At 42.3% G+C, this 19346-nt stretch carries 13 protein-coding genes; 11 read left to right on the top strand and 2 right to left on the bottom strand.

Going from position 1 to position 19346, the window contains the following annotated elements:
- On the top strand, positions 1-940 hold a 940-nt coding region (locus tag LJE72_RS06505; protein WP_229246814.1), incomplete at its 5' end, for a hypothetical protein.
- Between the two features lie 339 nt (positions 941-1279).
- Here LJE72_RS06505 and LJE72_RS06500 read toward each other — a convergent pair.
- A complete protein-coding gene (locus LJE72_RS06500; protein WP_229246861.1) occupies positions 1280-1975 on the bottom strand; it encodes an MBL fold metallo-hydrolase in 696 nt (231 codons plus the stop codon).
- A gap of 127 nt (positions 1976-2102) precedes the next feature.
- Here LJE72_RS06500 and LJE72_RS06495 point away from each other — a divergent pair, with 127 nt between their 5' ends.
- From LJE72_RS06495 to LJE72_RS06475, 5 genes are all read left to right on the top strand, one after another.
- On the top strand, positions 2103-2471 hold the full coding sequence (locus LJE72_RS06495) for a VOC family protein (protein ID WP_229246813.1): 369 nt from the start codon (positions 2103-2105) through the stop codon (positions 2469-2471).
- Positions 2472-2972: 501 nt separating this feature from the next.
- Positions 2973-3545 carry a class I SAM-dependent methyltransferase gene (locus LJE72_RS06490; protein WP_229246812.1) on the top strand — a complete coding sequence of 191 codons (573 nt, stop codon included), beginning with the start codon at positions 2973-2975 and terminating at the stop codon, positions 3543-3545.
- Between the two features lie 372 nt (positions 3546-3917).
- Positions 3918-4469, top strand: coding sequence for a TetR/AcrR family transcriptional regulator (locus tag LJE72_RS06485; RefSeq protein ID WP_229246811.1), 552 nt, complete (start codon positions 3918-3920; stop codon positions 4467-4469).
- A 16-nt stretch (positions 4470-4485) separates the two neighbouring features.
- Positions 4486-5571 (top strand): efflux RND transporter periplasmic adaptor subunit, encoded by a 1086-nt coding sequence (locus LJE72_RS06480; RefSeq protein WP_229246810.1) that lies wholly within the window; start codon positions 4486-4488, stop codon positions 5569-5571.
- A complete protein-coding gene (locus LJE72_RS06475) occupies positions 5571-8636 on the top strand; it encodes an efflux RND transporter permease subunit (protein ID WP_229246809.1) in 3066 nt (1021 codons plus the stop codon). The genes LJE72_RS06480 and LJE72_RS06475 overlap by 1 nt, the downstream gene beginning before the upstream one ends.
- A gap of 356 nt (positions 8637-8992) precedes the next feature.
- Here LJE72_RS06475 and LJE72_RS06470 read toward each other — a convergent pair whose 3' ends face one another.
- Complete coding sequence (locus LJE72_RS06470) at positions 8993-9763, bottom strand: IclR family transcriptional regulator (RefSeq protein WP_229246808.1); 771 nt, start codon at positions 9761-9763, stop codon at positions 8993-8995.
- Between the two features lie 464 nt (positions 9764-10227).
- On the opposite strand from LJE72_RS06470, the gene LJE72_RS06465 reads away from it, so the two are divergent.
- From LJE72_RS06465 to LJE72_RS06445, 5 genes are all read left to right on the top strand, one after another.
- Positions 10228-11097, top strand: a complete 870-nt coding sequence (locus LJE72_RS06465) for an FAD binding domain-containing protein (protein ID WP_229246807.1) — start codon at positions 10228-10230, stop codon at positions 11095-11097.
- Positions 11098-11114: 17 nt separating this feature from the next.
- On the top strand, positions 11115-11639 hold the full coding sequence (locus LJE72_RS06460; RefSeq protein WP_073030993.1) for a (2Fe-2S)-binding protein: 525 nt from the start codon (positions 11115-11117) through the stop codon (positions 11637-11639).
- Positions 11632-13947, top strand: a complete 2316-nt coding sequence (gene hcrA / locus LJE72_RS06455; RefSeq protein WP_229246805.1) for a 4-hydroxybenzoyl-CoA reductase subunit alpha — start codon at positions 11632-11634, stop codon at positions 13945-13947. Before LJE72_RS06460 ends, hcrA begins: the two co-directional genes overlap by 8 nt.
- 495 nt (positions 13948-14442) lie before the next feature.
- A complete protein-coding gene (locus LJE72_RS06450) occupies positions 14443-16860 on the top strand; it encodes a cyclic nucleotide-binding domain-containing protein (RefSeq protein ID WP_229246804.1) in 2418 nt (805 codons plus the stop codon).
- Positions 16861-17379: 519 nt separating this feature from the next.
- The gene (locus LJE72_RS06445) at positions 17380-19296 is read left to right on the top strand and encodes a cell wall-binding repeat-containing protein (protein ID WP_229246803.1); all 1917 of its coding nucleotides are present in this window, start codon (positions 17380-17382) and stop codon (positions 19294-19296) included.
- Positions 19297-19346 lie beyond the last annotated feature (50 nt).

Raw genomic sequence — 19346 nt, 5'->3', positions numbered from 1 at the left:
GGTCCAAGCAGAGATGCAAGCGAAAGCAGATATCCAGGCACTCGAAGAGGCTCTAGCACAGGCAGAAGCTCAAACCAAAACAGATGCTCAGGCACATAAAGAGTCACTGGTCCAAGCAGAGATGCAAGCGAAAGCAGATATCCAGGCACTCGAAGAGGCTCTAGCACAGGCAGAAGTCCAAGCGAAAGCAGATATCCAGGCACTCGAAAAGGCTCTAGCCCAAGCAGAAGTCCAAGCGAAGGCAGATGTCCAAGCACTCGAAGAGGCTCTGGCCCAGGCAGAGGCCCAGGCGAAAGCAGATATCCAGGCACTCGAAGAGGCTTTAACCCAAGCAGAACAAGCCAAGGGAGAAGTACAGTCCCTAGAAGAGGCTCTAGCTCAATCAGAGATGCAAGCAAAAGCGGACGCCTGGGCATTTGCTGATGCACTTGCCCAGGTTGAAACGAAGCTAGAAGCTATAACAAAGCTAGAACGCGATGAATTAGCTAGAGCTAAATCTAGAACGAATGATTATTTCATAGAACACTTGCGTAAGGCAAATAGTTCGTTCACTGGAAATGAGCATCAAACGGTTGAACTTATTAAAGTCTCAGATTTACTTACATCTATAGACTCCAAAATTTCTCAATTATTCAGCACTTCTCAAGTTCCTCCGCAGGCGGATCCTCTAGGACAGGTTCTAACTAATATTTTCCCAAAAGGGACTGTCTATTGGAACAAAACTTTGATGGGTCAGAAGTTTCTGGCCCAAATTGAAGATATCTTAATTTGCCTTTATGATTCCGAGCATCCGTGTGATCTAAAAAAGTTTAATGGGGCTGGCTGGAAGGTCTTAGTTTGCAGTAATGAAGATCTAACGTTTCCTCGCAGACTGGAAAGACAAATTAGACAAATTAAACGTTCAGGAAAGGTATCCGCAACAGGGGGGACATCTCTGTGAGAGTTGTGAAATCTCCTATATAGAAAGATTGTGGAAGAATCATTTTCTGATTAGGTATCTGTCTTTTCTTGGATTAAATAGTCAGTCACTGCTACCTAGTAGGCAACGCTTGAATATTGGAACGGTTGAGGTGTTAACATCGGCGATGATCGCGATGTTAACTACCCACCAAGAATGGAGCAGGGTCTCCAAATTGGTGGAGTGCCATGGATTAAACGTAATCATCCTTGTCTGATCCCAATTTTGAAGTAAACAGTGTTGTACGTACGAAATAAAAAAATTTAAGAAGAATAAATTTACTTAGCTTATTGCTATAATGAGGGCCGCTACAGCAAAGAATTAAAGTATCAATTCCTGTCCGACTTGTGAAAATTTCAGGATCCGGCTTGAGCAATTCTTCATTTTATCTTCAAATTTGTTGGTTATTTCAGGGCTGTCAGCAAAGTGCATAGGAATAAAAATTTGGGGGGCAAGCTCCTGTATAAAGTACTCTGCTCCTGCACTATAGTTTTCTCTGAGCCGCGGGTCGACGGGGAAGAAAGCAATATCAATAGTTTCCCCCTTGATTTTTTGAACTTCTTCCTTAAAGTCCTTTTCGGCTTTCATCATTTCCGCCGGGGTGTCAATCCAGTACCACCAGTTTAAATCCCCTGCATGAAAGAGTCGGATTTCTTCATCTTGGACGAGAAAGGATATGCCCAAGTCTGTTGAATTATAGGCCTTTATTTTTAAGTTGCCAATTTCTAGCTTCTCGTAGGGGGATAGGAAATTAATGTTTTTGTTTTTGTGCGGAATATTAATATCATAGCTGAAGATGTATTGAATATCGGGTTTGTTTTTTTGCCACTCTAAGATCACTGGGTTAAAATGGTCAGGGTGACTATGAGAGGAAAAGATAAAGATATTTTTGGGGCTTTCTCTTACTAAACTTTCAACTGGGCCCTGATAGTAATCAAAGATAAGTAAATTGTTATTCGTTTCCACTAAAAAGCCGCTGTGATAAAGATATTTGATTTTAATGCTTGAAGTTCCTATTGTTATCACCTCGTAATGATTGTAGAATAAATACTAATACCTATGAGTTAACCCATCAAGTTATAGAACAGGCTTTTCAAAGAGAAAATAATCATATAAGCCAAAAATGAGAGGAAGAGTTAAAACTATGAAATTTCGATTTGATCACAACAACATCAATGTTTTTAACCTTGAAAAGAGCCTGAAGTTCTACAAGGAAGCTTTAGGGTTAATCGAGGTCAAAAGGCATGTGCAGTCAGATGGGGAATTTATTCTTGTTTATCTTGGAGACGGTGATACTCAACATAGCCTGGAGTTGACTTGGTTGAGAGACAGAACTGAAACCTATAACTTAGGAGAAAATGAATTCCATGTTGCGTTTAAGGTCGAGGATTTTGAGGCAGCATATCAACATCACAAGAAAATGGGTTGTATCTGTTACGAAAATAAGGAAATGGGCATATATTTCATTAATGATCCAGATAACTATTGGGTAGAAATTATCCCTGCCAGGTAGCACAAACTTGGTTGACCTTTCTTGTTTGATTGTGTTGGGAATACTCAAAGGTTAATGATCTATCTTTAAATTTATAAATGTCACTTTTTTTCTCCCAGTTCTGGATAACAGTTAAATTCCAATGATAATCATACTTAACCATATAGAATTTTACTTCGTTTTTAAGTTTGGGATTATATATAAAACAGGCGTTTTCCAACTCCAATTATTCACATTTTTCAATGATCCCAAAAATACGTGTTAAAGTTAATTCTTCTAAATCCCAATAGGGTTTCATTCTTTCATCTCCCATTCATCAGAAAAAGCTTTTTCTTAGTAAGGTTAACAAGTTACTACTACTACTATACCTACAATTGGAGTAAAGTTCTATACTTTAAGTTATAGGGAAGTAATAAAAGTTATGGTACAAATATAAAGGAAGTGGGCTTTAAAGCATTGTGATATTGAAAAGGTCCTTATATCAATTATGGATCAAAGTAAATAGTTTTTGAGGAGGGCACTGTGACAGTACACAAATTTGATCCTGAAAATCGTAAAAAGCTTAACAGCAAGCAACGTCAGGCTATATTGCCGCCTACTCAGGTTTTAATGGACATTGGACTTAGATCTCATGATGCATGGGCAGACATTGGTTGTGGCACAGGTTTTTTCACGATACCGCTTGCTAATGAGTTGAAGCAAGTGTACGCACTTGATATTCGTTCTGAAATGCTTAGTGATCTCAGTGAAAGTCTCAATCAACTCGAAATTCATAATGTAGAGGTCCTTCAATCCGAAGAAAGCTGCTTTCCCTTACCCAATTATTTGATAGACGGAGCTTTAACTTCGCTTGTTTTACACGAAGTGGATCAACCCATTGAATTTTTCCGTGAATTAAATCGGATTCTTCGAATGGGGGGCAGATTAGTGGTGATCGAGTGGGTCAAAGCTTCTACGGAAATGGGGCCACCCCTTGACCACCGATTGTCCATTCAACAGTTGGATGATTGGGCACTTGAAACAGGTTTTATAAAAGTAAGGTCTTGGCAGTGGTCGGAAAATTTCATTGGGATTGAGTATTGCAAAGAACGTTGAGGGACTGGACTTTTTACGGGGCAATTGATAGTTAGCATTCATTCTAAGCCCTAAGTACTATGAGATACATCAATAAAAGGTACCGGATATTAGTCCGGTACCTTTTATTGATGTATCATGCATGTGAATTATAAAGTAGTGCCATTTAAATAAACTTTATCCAACCTCTTGATCTCATAAACGATCAGTAGTAAACTCTGGATACTGATATAGTTTCCTGTGAAGCCGTTAACTATCCCAGATCTACAAGTGTTATTCCAACTGTCTAAGAAGTCCCCAGAGGGGCCTAACTGAGAAAAATGTAAAAGGTTTTTAAATTTTGACATTTACGAAGAATCAAAGTATATAAATGGGAAATCCAGGAGGTTCATCATGCGCGAGAGAATTATTGAGGTTGCCACTGAGTTTATTAAACAATATGGATTAAGAGGGTTCACCTTGGATGACATCACTGGTGAATTGAGCATGAGTAAAAAAACTCTCTATAAGTATTTTGCCTCTAAAAACGAACTGATCTCAGAAATCGTACAAAGGGCAGCTGAAATCGAAAAACAACGTGTGTTGCAAGAAATCGATCGTTGCTCCACCTGGTTTGAAAAGCTCAATGCCATTTTCTATGTTTATTCCTTTCCGGGAATTCCCTTCCGCGTTGTCAATGAGTTGCAACGTTTTTTTCCCTCTGAACAGGAGACGATTGCAGAAATCCGTCGTTTCCGAGAACAGATAGCTATGACCGTTTTAGAGGAGGGCATAGCCAGAGGGGATATCCGGGATGACCTTGACCCGGCCATCATGCTGCTGACGTTAACTAAGACAGTTCTGTCACCCTCGGAAGACCAATTTCTAAATGCCAATGACGTCACCATTAATCAACTTCTAGAACAGATGAAAAAGCTCTTGTTTTACGGCATCCTAAAACGTTGAGGAGGTATTTTAGAGAATGATCAAAAGCAAACAGCTGTCAGGTGCCTTAATAACCTTACTTCTGCTTCCCGCCTTTTTAATCGGCTGCAGTTCCCAACCGACAGTCACCACCCCGATGGAGGTTCCTAAACCAGTCACAGTTTCGTCTATAACAGAGCAGTCCCAGTCAGTCCAATTGGAGTATTTAGGCATCATCGGTTCTGGTGAATTAAAGAAATACAGTTTTAAGGTCCCAGGGAAACTGACCCACCTGAATGTACATAAAGGAGAGGCAATTCATCAGGGAGAACTGCTCGCCGACCTGGATCAGACTGACCTATCCCTTGCCCTGCGCAATTCCCAGCTCAACCTTGCCCAGGCTGAGCAAGTCTATCAGGATGCCCAAACTCAATATACCAAATACCAGGAACTCATCAAGGGTGGAGCCATGGCCCAGACCGATCTGGACAAGGCTAAATTAGATATGGATGTTAAAGGGTCAAATTACCAGAGAGCTCAAGTGGATCTAGAAGCCAAACAAAATGCTTTGGCTGATACCGAACTTTATTCTGATATGGCTGGTTATGTGACAGATATCCTCTATAAGGAAGGGGAAAACTTAGACGTCGGATATCCGGTCATTGTTGTCCGTAACCAAGAACAGGTGATTGATGTCGGACTCGGTCAGACCGATGCCGCGAAGGTTAAGCCAGGGACAAAAGCTGTGGTCAAAGTCGGTGACTTTACCGGAGAGGGAGAAGTAACCCGCATCGATCAAGTACCGGATACTGAAACCCGTACTTATAATACTGAGATTAAATTGACGAAAGAAATTCCGCCTGAAGCCTATTTCATTGGTGCCACTGCGAGTGTTTCCCTGGCTTCCGGCGCAGAGAAAGGCATCTGGATCCCTATCTCAGCCGTTATGAATGACGGAGAAGATTATATTTTCCTTGTCCAAACCGACCGAGCTGTCAAAAAGAATATTAGCCTTAAAAACACTCAGGGCTTTAATGTCCGGGTTGAAGGGCTTAATTCCGGAGACATATTGGTAACCTCCGGTATGAAAGAATTAAGTGAGGGCATGAAAGTGACTATCGCTCCGACAGCAGGAGGACAATGATGAAAAAGGGTCTGATTTATCAAATCATCCATAATCGCCGTTTTACTCTTTTCTTCACTTTCATCGCAATCTTGCTCGGACTTTACAGTTACTATGTTATACCCAAACAGGAAAGCCCAAATGTGAATGCGCCGTTTGCTATCATTAAGACCATCTATCCTGGAGCCGAACCCGCGGATGTGGAAAAATTAGTGACCAAAGTTATTGAAGATAAAACCATCGAAGTCACAGGTTACAAAACTTCCACCTCATATTCCCGCAACAGTATTTCCATAGTCGTTTTAGAACTTCAGAATGATGCCGATGTTGATAAAGCCTGGAGGGATCTGCGGCGCTATATGGACAATCTCCAAAGCAGTCTGCCCTCAGAATGCCAAAAGATTGAGATTGATACGGAATTAGCGGATACTCCCGGCATGATCCTCAGCCTTTCTGGCGATCAATATTCTTATGAACAGCTTTCCGACTTCGCCGATCAGTATAAAAATGAATTAAGCAAAGTCGACGGCATATCTCGCTTTAAAGTGAGCGGAGTACAAGAAAAAGAAGCCCAAGTTGAAGTCAATACCGCCCGGATGAACCAATATGCACTATCCTTGGAGGACATCGTCAATGCCTTAAAAATCCAAAATGTGGATATTCCTGCGGGCTCCCTGAGTAATGGAACGACTAAAATAAATGTCAGCATCCCAGGCAGTTTCGACTCTCTCCAGGATATTGAAAATTGCGTCGTTTCCGTTTCTAGAAATACCGGAGCTATCCTGCATTTAAAAGATATCGCTAATGTATCCTGGGAATTGGCAGATTCCACGACCCGGATCAGAGAAAACGGACATAACGCCATCTTGCTGAGCGCATTTTTTTCCGATAATAAAAATATTGTCCTAATTGGCCACGACGTCCGGACCAGACTTAATCAGCTCAAAGAGCAAATGCCGCCCGGATTAGACGTTGACGAGGTCACTTACCAGCCGGCTAACGTTGATCAAAGTGTAACAAATTTTTTCAAGAACTTGCTCGAAGGTATAGCCCTGGTTTTGGTGGTCGTTTTCCTTGGGATGGGTCTAAAGAACGCTATTGTAGCTTCTACAGCCGTACCCATCTCCATCCTGATCGCTTTTTGCGCCATGTACCTCTTTAAGATCCGAGTGCATGAGATCTCCATCGCCGCCCTGATCATCTCTTTGGGCATGCTAGTCGATGATGCCATTGTCATCATTGATTCGATTCAGGTCCGGATCGATCAGGGAGTAGAGAAAATGTCTGCCTGTATACTCGGTACAAAGCAGGCTGTCTTACCGGTATTCACGGCAACCTTAACCACTGGGGCTGCTTTTGCCCCCATGCTCTTCGTACCCGGTCCGGCCGGAGAGTTCCTGCATACCTTGCCTGAGGTCGTGATTCTGGCTGTCGCCGCCTCATTTATAGTTGCTATTTTTGTCACCCCGGCCCTGGCCTATATCTTTTTCGATCAACTCAAACCAGGGAAAATCCATAAGCGGTCTCCTGTGAAAAACTTCTACTTGGGCTTTCTGGCGATTGGCATGAAATATAAGAAAATGACCCTTGTATTAGCTATGTCCTTGTTTGCTCTTACAATGCTCTTGGCCTTTAAATTACCGGTTATGTTTTTTCCCAAAGCGGACGTCAACATGTTCTATATTAATATTCATGCCGAAACTTCTGCTGACCTAGACAATACCGACCGGGTAGCTCAGCAAGTAGAGATGCTTATCTCTGCCCAAAAAGAAGTCCTGGCATATACCACCTCAGTAGGGGAAGGACTTCCTAAATTCTATTTGACTGTAGAAAAATCCTCTCAGTCGCTGGATTTTGCCCAAGTCCTGCTAAAAGTAGACTTGTCCAAAGGCGGCAGATTTAATTCTAACCAAGAAATGGCCGTCTATATGCAAGATTTGTTGGACAAAAGCTTGGTCGGTGGGACATCTCGGGCCGAGCTGTTGGAAAAGGCCTTCCCTGGAACCCCTATCGGAATTCAAGTCAATAGCAGCGATCAACAGGCTCTGACCAAGGGTGTCAACTATATCCATGATCAATTGGCCGCTATCCCCGGCACATTGAATGTTGATGATGACCTTGACAGTGCCGAATATCAGTTTAGTGTCGATGTCGATAATGACAAAGCTTCTCAACTTGGCATTACTAAATATGATATTGAGCGCCAGATTAACATTGCTTTAAAGGGAGCAGAGGCGACAGTTTTCCGCAAAGCCGGCAATGAATATCCTGTCATCATCATCAGCGATATTCAGTCCAAAGAGGCCTTGGAAAACCTGGCTATCAAATCCTCCCTTTCTGAACAGAAAGCCCTGCTCAAACAATTAGCTACTCTTAGACTGGAAGCCTCTATTCCCACGATCCGCAAATATGATCGGGAGTTGGCCGTTACTGTCTCTTCCCAAGTCAAACCAGGGTACAGTGCCATTACAATTGAAAACAAACTCAAACAAATACTCGCCCAACATCCTGACGAGTTAAAAGGGGTTACCCTCTCTTATAAAGGGGAAGCGAAAGATATCAAAGATAATTTTGGCGATCTGGGTACAGCTGCTCTATTTGCGCTCTTGGCTATTTATCTCATTCTCATGCTCCAGTTCCGTTCCTTCTTGCAACCCTTCGTCATTTTTATCACGATCCCGCTCTCACTCTTCGGAGTCATTATCGGTCTGCTTGCTTTCGGCCAGCCTCTATCCTTTACTGCTATGGTCGGGGTTGTCAGCCTAATGGGAGTAGTGATTAAAAATGCCATCCTTCTCATTGAATTTATCAACAGCGCCCGCCAAGAGGGCATGTCGGTCACGGAAGCCTGCTTCGATGCTGTCGGCAAACGCTACAGGCCAATTTTTCTAAGCGCCATGACCACGGTTATCGGCCTGGTTCCTTTAGCTCTCTCAGGCAGTGACCTGTTTGAACCGTTAGCTGTGGCGATTATGTGCGGGTTAACAGTCTCAACATTACTGACCTTAGTGATTATTCCGGTAATCTATAGTCTTTGGTTTTCAGATGGAACATTTACCACGGAGAAAAATAATTTAACAATTTAGCGAGAAATCAAGACAAAAGAGACCTTATGAATTTTAAATGGCATTAAGGTCTCTTTTGTCTTTAATTAATATATTAGAGAAAGAATCAAACATGTTAGACAAATCCCCTAAAATATAACACATATTACAGTCATCCTTCGTTGAAAGATAACATTAAACTGTGCTATTGCCTCAAGCGAAGCAGAAGCTTCGGTCCAAAAATATTTAGGATCCCCGAAACCTAGAATAACTATTGCATGGCAACTTTTAATATTCACTATAGGGTCTGTCGGAGACGAAAAGCATATTAAATGCACATTTGAAAAGTGTAGTCGCTTAACATAAAAAAGCAAGGAGCACGTTGTGTCTACTTTTGACTAACCCACAAATTCGGTTATTTCCTTAGAGAAATTTTTGGCAGCCTCTGCGGCAAGTTGTATCTTATCACCAGTGAAAGAATTACTAAATCCTACAATATAGATCGATGCTAAAAATAGACCGCTTTTATCAAGCAGTGCTACACTCACAGCGTTAACTCCATGGAGATATTCCTGAAAATCAGTGGCATACCCTTGTTGGCGCACCTTTTGAAGCTCAATCAAATATTTATCAACATTGGTAATGGTTTTTTCAGTATATTTAGGCAAGCCTCTCTCCTTAATTATCCTTTTTTGAGCATCGTCCTCTAAATTTGCTAAAAAGGTCTTGGCAGATGATCCGGCAAAGAAAGGAAGCCTAGTTCCAATAGGAGCAGATATTTTTAATTCTGAGGAGCTTTCAGCCTTTTCGATAATTGTTAGACCGTCCTCATCAAAACGACCTAAGAAGACCGTCTCGGCAAAATCGTGTGCCAATTGAATCATATACGGACGCGCTATGCTCCTTAAACTAACTGAAGCTAACGATTGATTACTTAGTTGGATCAAAGCAGGCCCCAGCCTGAATTTTTTGTTTGATTCATCTTGGCGTAAAACACCTAAATCAAGAAATGCTTGAGTAACTCCATATACGGTACTTTTATTACAATTTAATTGCCGTGAAATATCGCTTACACCCAATGTTCCCTGGGCTTTAGCAATTTCCTTTAAAATAGCAAATGATTTATATACCATAGGTGCGCTGTAATTGTTACTCTCTTTTGAAGCCATATTTATCACCGGTTGGCCTTTCGTTAAAATATTTTCGTATATTTGATACTCTGGCAGTCAGTTGAAATTCTATACAATAGGTATATATTATAATCACACAAATTACAATCATGCAATGATTTATTACAAAAAATGGTATTATATTAAAATTAGTCCAATTATTTGGCTTAACTATTTCATATAAACAGGCTACAGCAAGGTTTTTTGAGGAGTAGGGTAATTGAATTTAACTGAACAGTATTCAAGGAAGCCCTATTGTCGGAAAAGTATGACATTTAATTTTGGAAGGTAACTTTAAGCTAATCACCGATAAATTTCTACCGTTCGGCGCGGTCTTCTTTTTTAAAATAGGACGGCATGATAAAATCAAACTACTATAGAAAATGATGTTTCCTATAGGAAACGAAGAGGATTTTTAGTCATCAAAGGACTAATATGAATCTTTATACAAGGAGGGGATTAATATGTATCTACCTGACTTTGATTATTATGCGCCAGATAGTTTAGCGGAGACATGTGAAGGGCTTGAGCATTTTGGTGCCAAAGCCAAGGTCCTATCCGGCGGTACCGACATAATTGCAAAAATGAAAAGTGGACTTTTAAACCCTGAAGTTCTGATTTCCCTAAAAAAATTAGAGGATCTTAAAAAGATCGAATACGTCAGTGGGAAAGGTGTTGTTATCGGAGCTCTATCAACGCATAATGATTTAGTTAATTCCAAAATATTAAATGATAAATATCTGTCTGTTTCCGAAGCGGCACATAATATGGCCTCTAACCAGATTCGAAATATAGGGACTGTAGGAGGTAATCTTTGCAATGCAGTTCCTTCAGCAGATCTTCCCCCGATTCTTATAGCTTTGGGAGCTACAATTAAGCTCGTTGGAACCAAAGGCGAAAGAGTGATGTTACTAGAGGATTTGTTTACTGGTCCAATGAAGACTGTAATCGCCGAAAATGAAATTTTAACAGAAATCGTTATACCTGATCAACCGTCAACTGGGAGTAACTACATCAAGTTTGGACTGCGTCGGTCGGGAGCACTGGCGGTAGTGGGCATTGCTGTGGCTGTAACCGTAAACGGAGGAACATTTACGGAAGCTAAGATTGCAATTGGCGCTGCAGCTCCAACACCCATTCGGGCCCGTGAAACAGAAAAATTCTTGCAGGGAAAAACTATTAGTGATGATCTGTTGGCCGAGGCAGGGGTGATTGCTTCCGGCGAAAGCAAACCTATTTCCGATATTAGGGGTTCAGCTGAATATCGACGTGACTTGATTCGAGTGCTTACCAGACGGGCATTGCACAAGGCTATTAACGAGGGGCATGTATAAGGAAGGGGGGAGAAAAAATGTCTCAGGTAATAACCGATAAACATGGTATTCAACACTATATGATTACAATTAACGTCAACGGGGATGATTATACACGGGTCGTTAAAGCGAACACTTTGCTTGTTAATGTTTTACGAGATGAGTTAGATCTTACAGGGACAAAAAAAGGGTGCGAACTTGGTGATTGCGGCTCATGTACTATTTTGTTAGAGAATAAACCGGTAGATTCATGCATGATTTTAGCCATTGAAGCTGATGGAAAAAAAATCACGACCATTGAAGGAATTGCCGAGAGTTCTGAATTGGATAAAGTTCAGGAAGCGTTTATTAATAATGGTGCTATACAGTGCGGATATTGTACACCAGGGATGATTATTTCAGCCAAGGCTTTGTTAACCAGAAATCCCCATCCTAATGAGAAGGAGGTTCGTGAAGCCATTGCCGGTAATCTATGCAGGTGCACTGGCTTCGTGAACATCGTCAAGGCCGTCCTCAAAGTGTCAGAAGAGACTAACGATAAAGAGGTGATAAGCAATGAGTAAAGACTATGCAGTAATTGGCAAAAATGTCCCGAAAATTGATGGCCGAGAAAAGGCAACCGGTGCTGCAAAATATGCGGGTGACTTAAAATTTCCCAATATGCTTTTTGGCAAACTTTTAACTAGTCCCCATGCTCATGCTAAGATCTTGAGTATCGACACTTCGGAGGCGGAAAAGCTTCCAGGTGTAAAAGCCGTAATTACCCATAAGGACGTACCCGCTCTCAAATATGGCATTAGTCCAGCCCGATGGGATGAAAATATTTTTTGCATTGACAAGGTTCGTTTTATAGGTGACAAAGTGGCAGCTGTAGCTTGTATTGATGAAGAAACTTGTTATAAAGCCTTAAAACTGATTAAAGTTGAGTACGAGGTTCTTCCCGCGGTGCTTGATGCCCTTCTTGCCATGGATGAAGGGGCTCCTCAAGTTCACGATGAATATCCTCGCAATATTAACACTGAAATTCATCAAAACTTCGGCGATTTAGATAAAGCTTTAGCTGAGGCATACCATGTCCGAAATGATTATTTTGTGGGACAGCGCACCTACCAGTCGCCCATTGAACCTCATTCAGCTGTTTCTATCTGGAAAGATAATAAGCTGACAATTTATTCGAGCACCCAGTCTCCCCATTACTTCCAATATTATATTGCTCGGGAGTTTGGGCTGAAAATGGGTGACGTCCGGATTATTAAACCTTTCGTAGGCGGCGGTTTTGGAGGCAAGCTAGAACCTACCGGACTGGAATTTGCGGGGGCTGTGCTCTCCAAACTAACTGGTCGTCCGGTCAGAACCTTCTATGACAGGCATGAAATGTTTGCCCATAATCGTGGCCGCCATAAGGTATACATGGAATTGACTACCGGGGTTGACAAAGAAGGTAAAATACTCGGCGTTCATGCCAACTTTGTATCAGATGGAGGTGCTTACACCAGTTTAGGGGTAGCTACCTCATACTATGCCGGTGGACTTCTTACCCTGACTTATGAATTTGAAAATTACAAGTTTGACATGATTAGGGTCTATACTAATTTACCAGCCTGCGGTGCCCAGCGTGGTCATGGAGCTCCCCAACCAAAGTATGCCTTTGAAAGTCATTTGGATAACATTGCCAAAGATCTGGGATTAGATCCTTTGGAGATACGACTTCGTAACGCCCGTCAGCCTAATACAGTTACTATTAACGATTTCGGCATAAATTCTTGTGAGTTAACAGCGTGTTTGGAAAAAGCGGCCGATATATCAGGTTGGCGCGAGAAAAAAGGTAATCTCCCTAAGGGTAGGGGTATCGGAATTGCCACTGGAAGTTTTGTCTCGGGGGCAGGCTACCCCATTTATCGAAATGACCTGCCTCAATCCGCTGCGATGATTAAAGTGCATGAGGATGGGACGGCTGCTACTCTCTATACAGGTGCAGTTGATATCGGGCAAGGCTCAGATACTGCTCTCTGTCAAATGGCGGCGGAAGCTATGGGTTACCGCTACGAAAACATGAAAATAATCGCTGCCGACACAGAAACAACTCCCCATGATTTTGGCGCGTATTCCAGTCGTCAGACCTTAATGTCTGGTTCAGCATGTAAGCAGGCTGGTGAGGAAATTAAAAAACAGATTCTTGATATCGCATCCACTATTATGAGCTTGCCCCCTGATGATTTAGATTGCCGGTTGGGAATTATTTTCTCCAAATCCCGTCCTACAGCCAAAACGATTACCTTTGAGGAAGCGGCCCGTCGTTTTTTTGTCCTGCGTGGCCCGCTTTTGGGACGTGGAGTTTACCATGTTCCCCGCCTAGGCGGAACTTTTAAAGGAGCAGCTGTTGCTACTTCGCCGGCTTATAGCTTCTGTGCTCAGATTAGCGAGGTTCAAATCGACGAGGAAACAGGTGAAGTCGATGTTTGCGAAGTTTGGGATGTCCATGATTGCGGGCAGGTGATCAACCCCATGCAGCTTCACGGTCAAGTACACGGAGCTCTGTACATGGGTGTGGGGGAAGCCATCTGGGAAGAAGTTTTGTTTGATGATCAAGGGAAAATCCTTAATCCGAATTTAGGGGGATACATGTTACCGACCGCCCTCGACATGCCGATAGTTCACTCTGAGCTAGTTGAAAGCTTTGAACCTGCAGGTCCATGGGGTGTGAAAGAGGTCGGTGAAGGAGCAACCAATCCGACGATGGGGTGCTTCAACAACGCGATTTATGACGCTATGGGGGTAAGGATCGATAGTTTACCACTCACTTATGAAAAAGTTTGGTGTGCTATGAAAGAAAAACGTGAGGGCAAAACAGAAAGCAATACAGAAGTCTAAGCTCGAACTCGCCCAGAAAAAATAAGACCTCTGTTGGAATCTCAGCAGAGGTCTTTGCTATTTCCTGGATATCACCTGAAATAATTGTTTAGGCGATTTTTCTTGAAAAGATGAAAAAATAACATTTATGCAGGAATGTTATTTTGGTACGCCTTTTCTTGAATGGACGGGCCATCATTTATCGCAGAAGTGAACTCGTTCAACTAAAGATGAATTGGATCTTGATAGAATAGCAAGTGCATTTAATTAATAAATGTCACTTTCAAGGACCTAACTTACGATAAGTTAGAGTTAGTTCTCTAAGCTTAACCAAAAGTAGCGTCACTGTGGTGAATGAAGTGTGGTAAATTAAAAAATTAACGGTCTAACCTTTGCGCACACGTTTTAATTTCTGAAGATGGAAAGAATTTTGCATTGTCAGAAAGATTTGGATAAGTTATAGTTTATGGACTAAAACTATTTTAGGTTAGTCATTTAGAACATGATGGAGGACGTATGATTGACGATAAAGCTTATAGTCTATCCAAGGTTCAGTTACTTTCAGATTTATCATCCGGCGAATTAGCAGAGCTGGCCAGCGAGTTTCAATGGGAGAACTATGCTTTGGGCTCGGAGATTATTAAGCAGGGTCAAGAAGAACATGCCTTTTATATTCTGATCAAGGGAAAAGCGGATATTATGATCAGAAAAGAAGGACATCGCATGAGGCGTGTCAGATCACTGAGTCCAGGAGATACCTTTGGTGAATTCTCGTTGCATAACGGCATGGCCGCCGCATCGACAATTCTTTGCTTAGAAGAATGCCAGGTTTTAGCGCTGGATTCGGAAGGATTTGCACGCATGCTTTTGCGATGGCCGAAGCTTTACCAAACGTTTATCGGCCGCTTAACTCAAAATCTGAATGAAGCAAACCTCACCTTATCCGAAGCAAATTATAAGGAGATTCTACGTTCTGCTTTGCAACTTAACCAATATAAGGATAAATTTTATGGACTTTGGGGAGGTGCCCGAACGACTGCTGAGGTCGAACGTAAACTGGAAGAACTTGCTCAACCCAAAGGGCACTTGCTATTAACCGGAGAACGGGGTACCGGTCGCCAGATGATGGCGTGGTATGTTCATCAACGCCAATCCGGTACAGAAGCCCCTTTTGTGGTTGTGGACGGACGACGTTTCGATCAACAGTGGAAGGACCTAATCATGGAGCCCTCTGGTCAAGAGGAGTCCTCAGCCGTTTGTAATTCCAATCTTTTTGATATTGCTGAGGGCGGAACCTTGTTCATACGAGAAATAAACCTAATTTCCCCCCATACTCAGCTTAAACTTGCCCAGTCCATAAATTCCCAAAGAAATAAATGTTTCATTATTGGCGGTTTGGACTCGGAACCGGATGATTTAGAAAGAATTATTATTCCAGAACTGAGGAAATGTTTTGCTCATACGTATGAAATAACTCCTTTGCGTATGCGGAAACGAGATATTCCTATATTGGCTCAAGGTTTTCTGGAGAAACTGGCCCAGAAGAACCAGCGAAATGTCCCTGTTCTGAATCAGGAAGCGACTCAATTATTGCTCTCCCATCATTACCAACAGGGAAATGTCTCGGAATTAATCCAAGTCATCGAAAGAGCTTTTTATATTGCAGAACAGGATGTTATTGGTTTAGAACAGATCTTTTTTGGTCCTACAGCGGAACAAAACGGGCATACGATTAACCTTTTAGCCTCACCGACGTTAAAAGGGCTGCTGAAGAAGGGAGAGTTGATTAGCTGGATAAGGCGGGGAGCTACAGCTCTGTTTATCGGTTTGGTCTTATTGTTGCTTTTTAATCCTCAAGTTGCAGTTTCCACCAAGGTCTTCGCATTAGTTTGGGGATTATGGTGGCCGGCACTGGCTCTGATTTCTCCTTTCTTAGGCAGACTATGGTGTACGGTCTGTCCGTTTTCAACAATCATGGAATTTGTGCAGAAAAGGGTCCATATGAACCGGGCGATTCCCGAGTTTGTCATAAAATATGATTACATTCTTGTTAGTTTTCTATTTCTGACAATCTTCTGGGTCGAAGTGATTACCGACATGCGCTTCAATCCAAGTTACACGGCTGTCTTGTTAATATCTATCCAAGTTTGTGCGATTATTATCGCGGTCCTCTATCCACGCCATACCTGGTGTAAGCACTTTTGCCCGTTGGGAGGATTTATTGGTACTGCTTCCGTAGGCTCGATGTTGGAGGTGCGCGCGGATCCCTCAGTTTGCCTGAATAAGTGCACTACGTTTGAATGCTATGTCGGAACGGAAAAAGTTCCAGGCTGTCCAATGTCACAACATCTTCCGTTCTTGGATAATAATTTAGATTGTAAACTGTGCTTTAACTGTGTGCGAAATTGTCCGAATGGTTCTGTACAGGTTAATTTAAGGCTTGTAGGCCGAGAGGTGTGGCATTTGGTTCGCGTTAACCAGGGATTTGCAGTGTTTATTGGGGTGATGTTGGGTATTTTGGTTCCTCTCTACTATCTTGCATCGTTCCAAAGGTTAGAGCTTTCCACCTCATGGAGAGTCTGGTTTAGTCTGTTCTATTGGGGAGCAGGTTTAACAGGGGGAATGCTCGCTTGGATGATCGCCAAACCCTTTAAAACAAAGGCAGCTTCCTTGCGTGTCAAGCTGATTTTTGCATTTACTCCCTTAGTTTTGGCTGGGCATATTATGTATCAAGCAGCTTATATCCCAGGCATTAGCTTGCTTTTTTTGGGGATAGGCTATAATGCGCAGTCGGGCCTGCAAGCCTTTTATATTCCCGCTACAGCTTTAGCTAATGGTATTGCGATAACGTTTGGTTTAGTGTTAACAGGGATAACTATTGCTCTTGTCTTATTGCGCACTAAAGAAAAACGAGTTGCCCGTTCAAAGAACTGACCCTATAAGTTATTACGCTAAATCTCTAAAGAATAATAGCATTTATTTTGGCAAAAGTGTCACTCGTGAATGCGTTTGCGGATAACATCTAAGTTAATGTTGGATATGAAAATTAGTAATACGAAAGGCCCTCTCCTAACTATCAAAAGCGTTAGGTGAGGGCCAATTACGTAACTATCTGATCGGCGACTCTTCTCAACAAGATAACAGAAAGAAAACGCTTGATATATTTTGAAACTTCAGGGAGTTAGATTTACTGACATGAAGGTCGTGATTACAGGATAAATGCCAGTAAAAAATGGCATCCGATTTTAATCGTTAAGGAAAGGGGTTTATTTCTCTATGACAATCAGATAACCCTTAAAAAGGATGTGAATAAAAAAGGAAAATAAAAGGAAAATGAACAATGCTAGCGAATTTTATATAGGACTACAAATACAACTCGCAAAAGAATCCGAAGTAATCTAAATGAAATAACAATGATCCGGAAGAGAGCTAAGAAAGGGGGAAATTCAGAACATGAGGACTGAAAAATTATTCGCTTCATTAATTATAGCCGGTATGGCATTGACTATGGTTCCCTTAAATGCATTTGCTGCAGGGACTGTCCCAACTCGTTTAGCAGGTATAACCGCTGAACAAACCGCAATAAAAATTGCCGATCAAACAGGCTGGACCGGAACCGCAATTCTTGCTTCCTCAGCTTCATATGGTATGGTTGATGCACTGACATCCGGTCCGCTCGCTTCCTATCTGAAAGCTCCTATCCTTCTGACCGGGCCGGGAAAAGTCCTTGACCCTGCCACTAGAGAGGAACTTGTTAAACTAGCAGTTACCAAGGTTTATGTCACCAGCGGAACTGCTGTTATTAGCCAAGGAGTCCTCGATGAATTAGCCGCTATGAAGATTACTGTTGTTTCCCTTGGTGGAGTTGATCGCTTTGAAACATCAGTTAATATTGCCGAACAAATGGTTACACTCGGAGCGTCGGTCAGCAAAGTTGCAGTTGCCTATGGCTGGCTGATCCAAGATGCGCTCTCAATTGCCTCCATTGCTTCCCAGGCGAGTGAACCAATTCTCTTAACTGACAGCACGGGACTTTCTTCAAGTGCTCAATCATTTTTGCATGCAAACCCTAGTATCACTGCTTCTGATGTTATTGGTGGTACAGGGGTCATATACGATGCAGTATTAGCTCAACTCCCAACCCCAACTCGCCATTTTGGAATGACAGCTTATGATACGAATGATAAAGTTATTAAAGACTTCGTTGCTTCTCTCGAATTTAACCAAGTTTACTTGGCTAATGGCGTAACGGGTATCGATGCGCTCTCCGGTGCACCGCTTGCAGCACAAACTAAGTCTGCAATTGTTCTCACAGACGGTGTTACGTCTCCTGTTGCAGGCGCCTTCGTGAAAGGCAACATGTCGGCAGCCAGTGTTGTAACAGCACTTGGCGGTGAAGCGGTAGTTTCTGAGAGCCAACGTAATTTGGGCATTGGTGCAGTTGATGCAAGTGTACAAACCGCAATTGTTGGTAAAAAAATCGAGGATATGGCCAATAGATTTGATATTCCTCCCGTATTACTCAAAGCCATTGCTCATTTGGAGAGCGGGTGGAAACAATATGAACTGGATCCGACGACTGGTTTGCCTTTAACAGATCAACCGTTTATATCCAAAGATGGCGGCATAGGAATTATGCAAATCTCTCCAGCCAATTACCCCGAATATGATGTCGAGAAACTGAAAAGTGATCTTGATTATAACCTTGAAGTGGGTTGCCGTATCCTCAATAATAAATGGCGAGCTTACCCCAAGATTGGAGACGGGAACCGCAACGTTTTAGAAAATTGGTATTTTGCTGTTTGGGGGTATAATGCTTGGACCAAAGAGAATAACCCCAATTATTATACTGGCGAGGATGCCTATCAGGATAAAGTGTTTGGACTTATGGGGAGAAAATACAACAGCGCAATTACATTTGCCCCGGGTGCAACAAACCTTGCGAAATCCCTTTTTCCTTCTGAAAATCCACCCAGCCTCTCTAGTTGCTGGAGTACTCCTAGTCCCGTGCATGTCGGAGATCTGGCGTTTGATCTGGAATCCTTGATTTTTAACGGCGATTATTGGTATGAATATCAGATTGATCAACAGCCTAGAGGTGACTTTTACGTACAAGGCTTAGGATTCTATATTACTGCTTATAATAATCCGTTGGTGACGATTGCAGATAAGGCGATCGTTTCCCAGAAAATTCTTAGCTCCTATAATAAACTATTAGATGAAGCAGATGCTTTGGCCCTTGAGGATAAAGATACTTCGTATGCGATTGCGGCAAAATACTACTGGACTGTTCTGCAAGGGCCGAACTTAGATCCCGAGATCAAAGACCGAGCTAATACTGGCTATGAGAGTGCGCTAGCTGAGCAATAGCAGAAAAGCCCCCCTAACCGCGCCTTCCGAAGGTGGAGTTAATTAGCAAA

It is taken from the genome of Desulfosporosinus shakirovi (assembly GCF_020595055.1).
GTDB classification, from domain to species: Bacteria; Bacillota; Desulfitobacteriia; order Desulfitobacteriales; family Desulfitobacteriaceae; genus Desulfosporosinus; species Desulfosporosinus shakirovi.
This window is presented reverse-complemented; position numbering and strand designations above follow the sequence as displayed.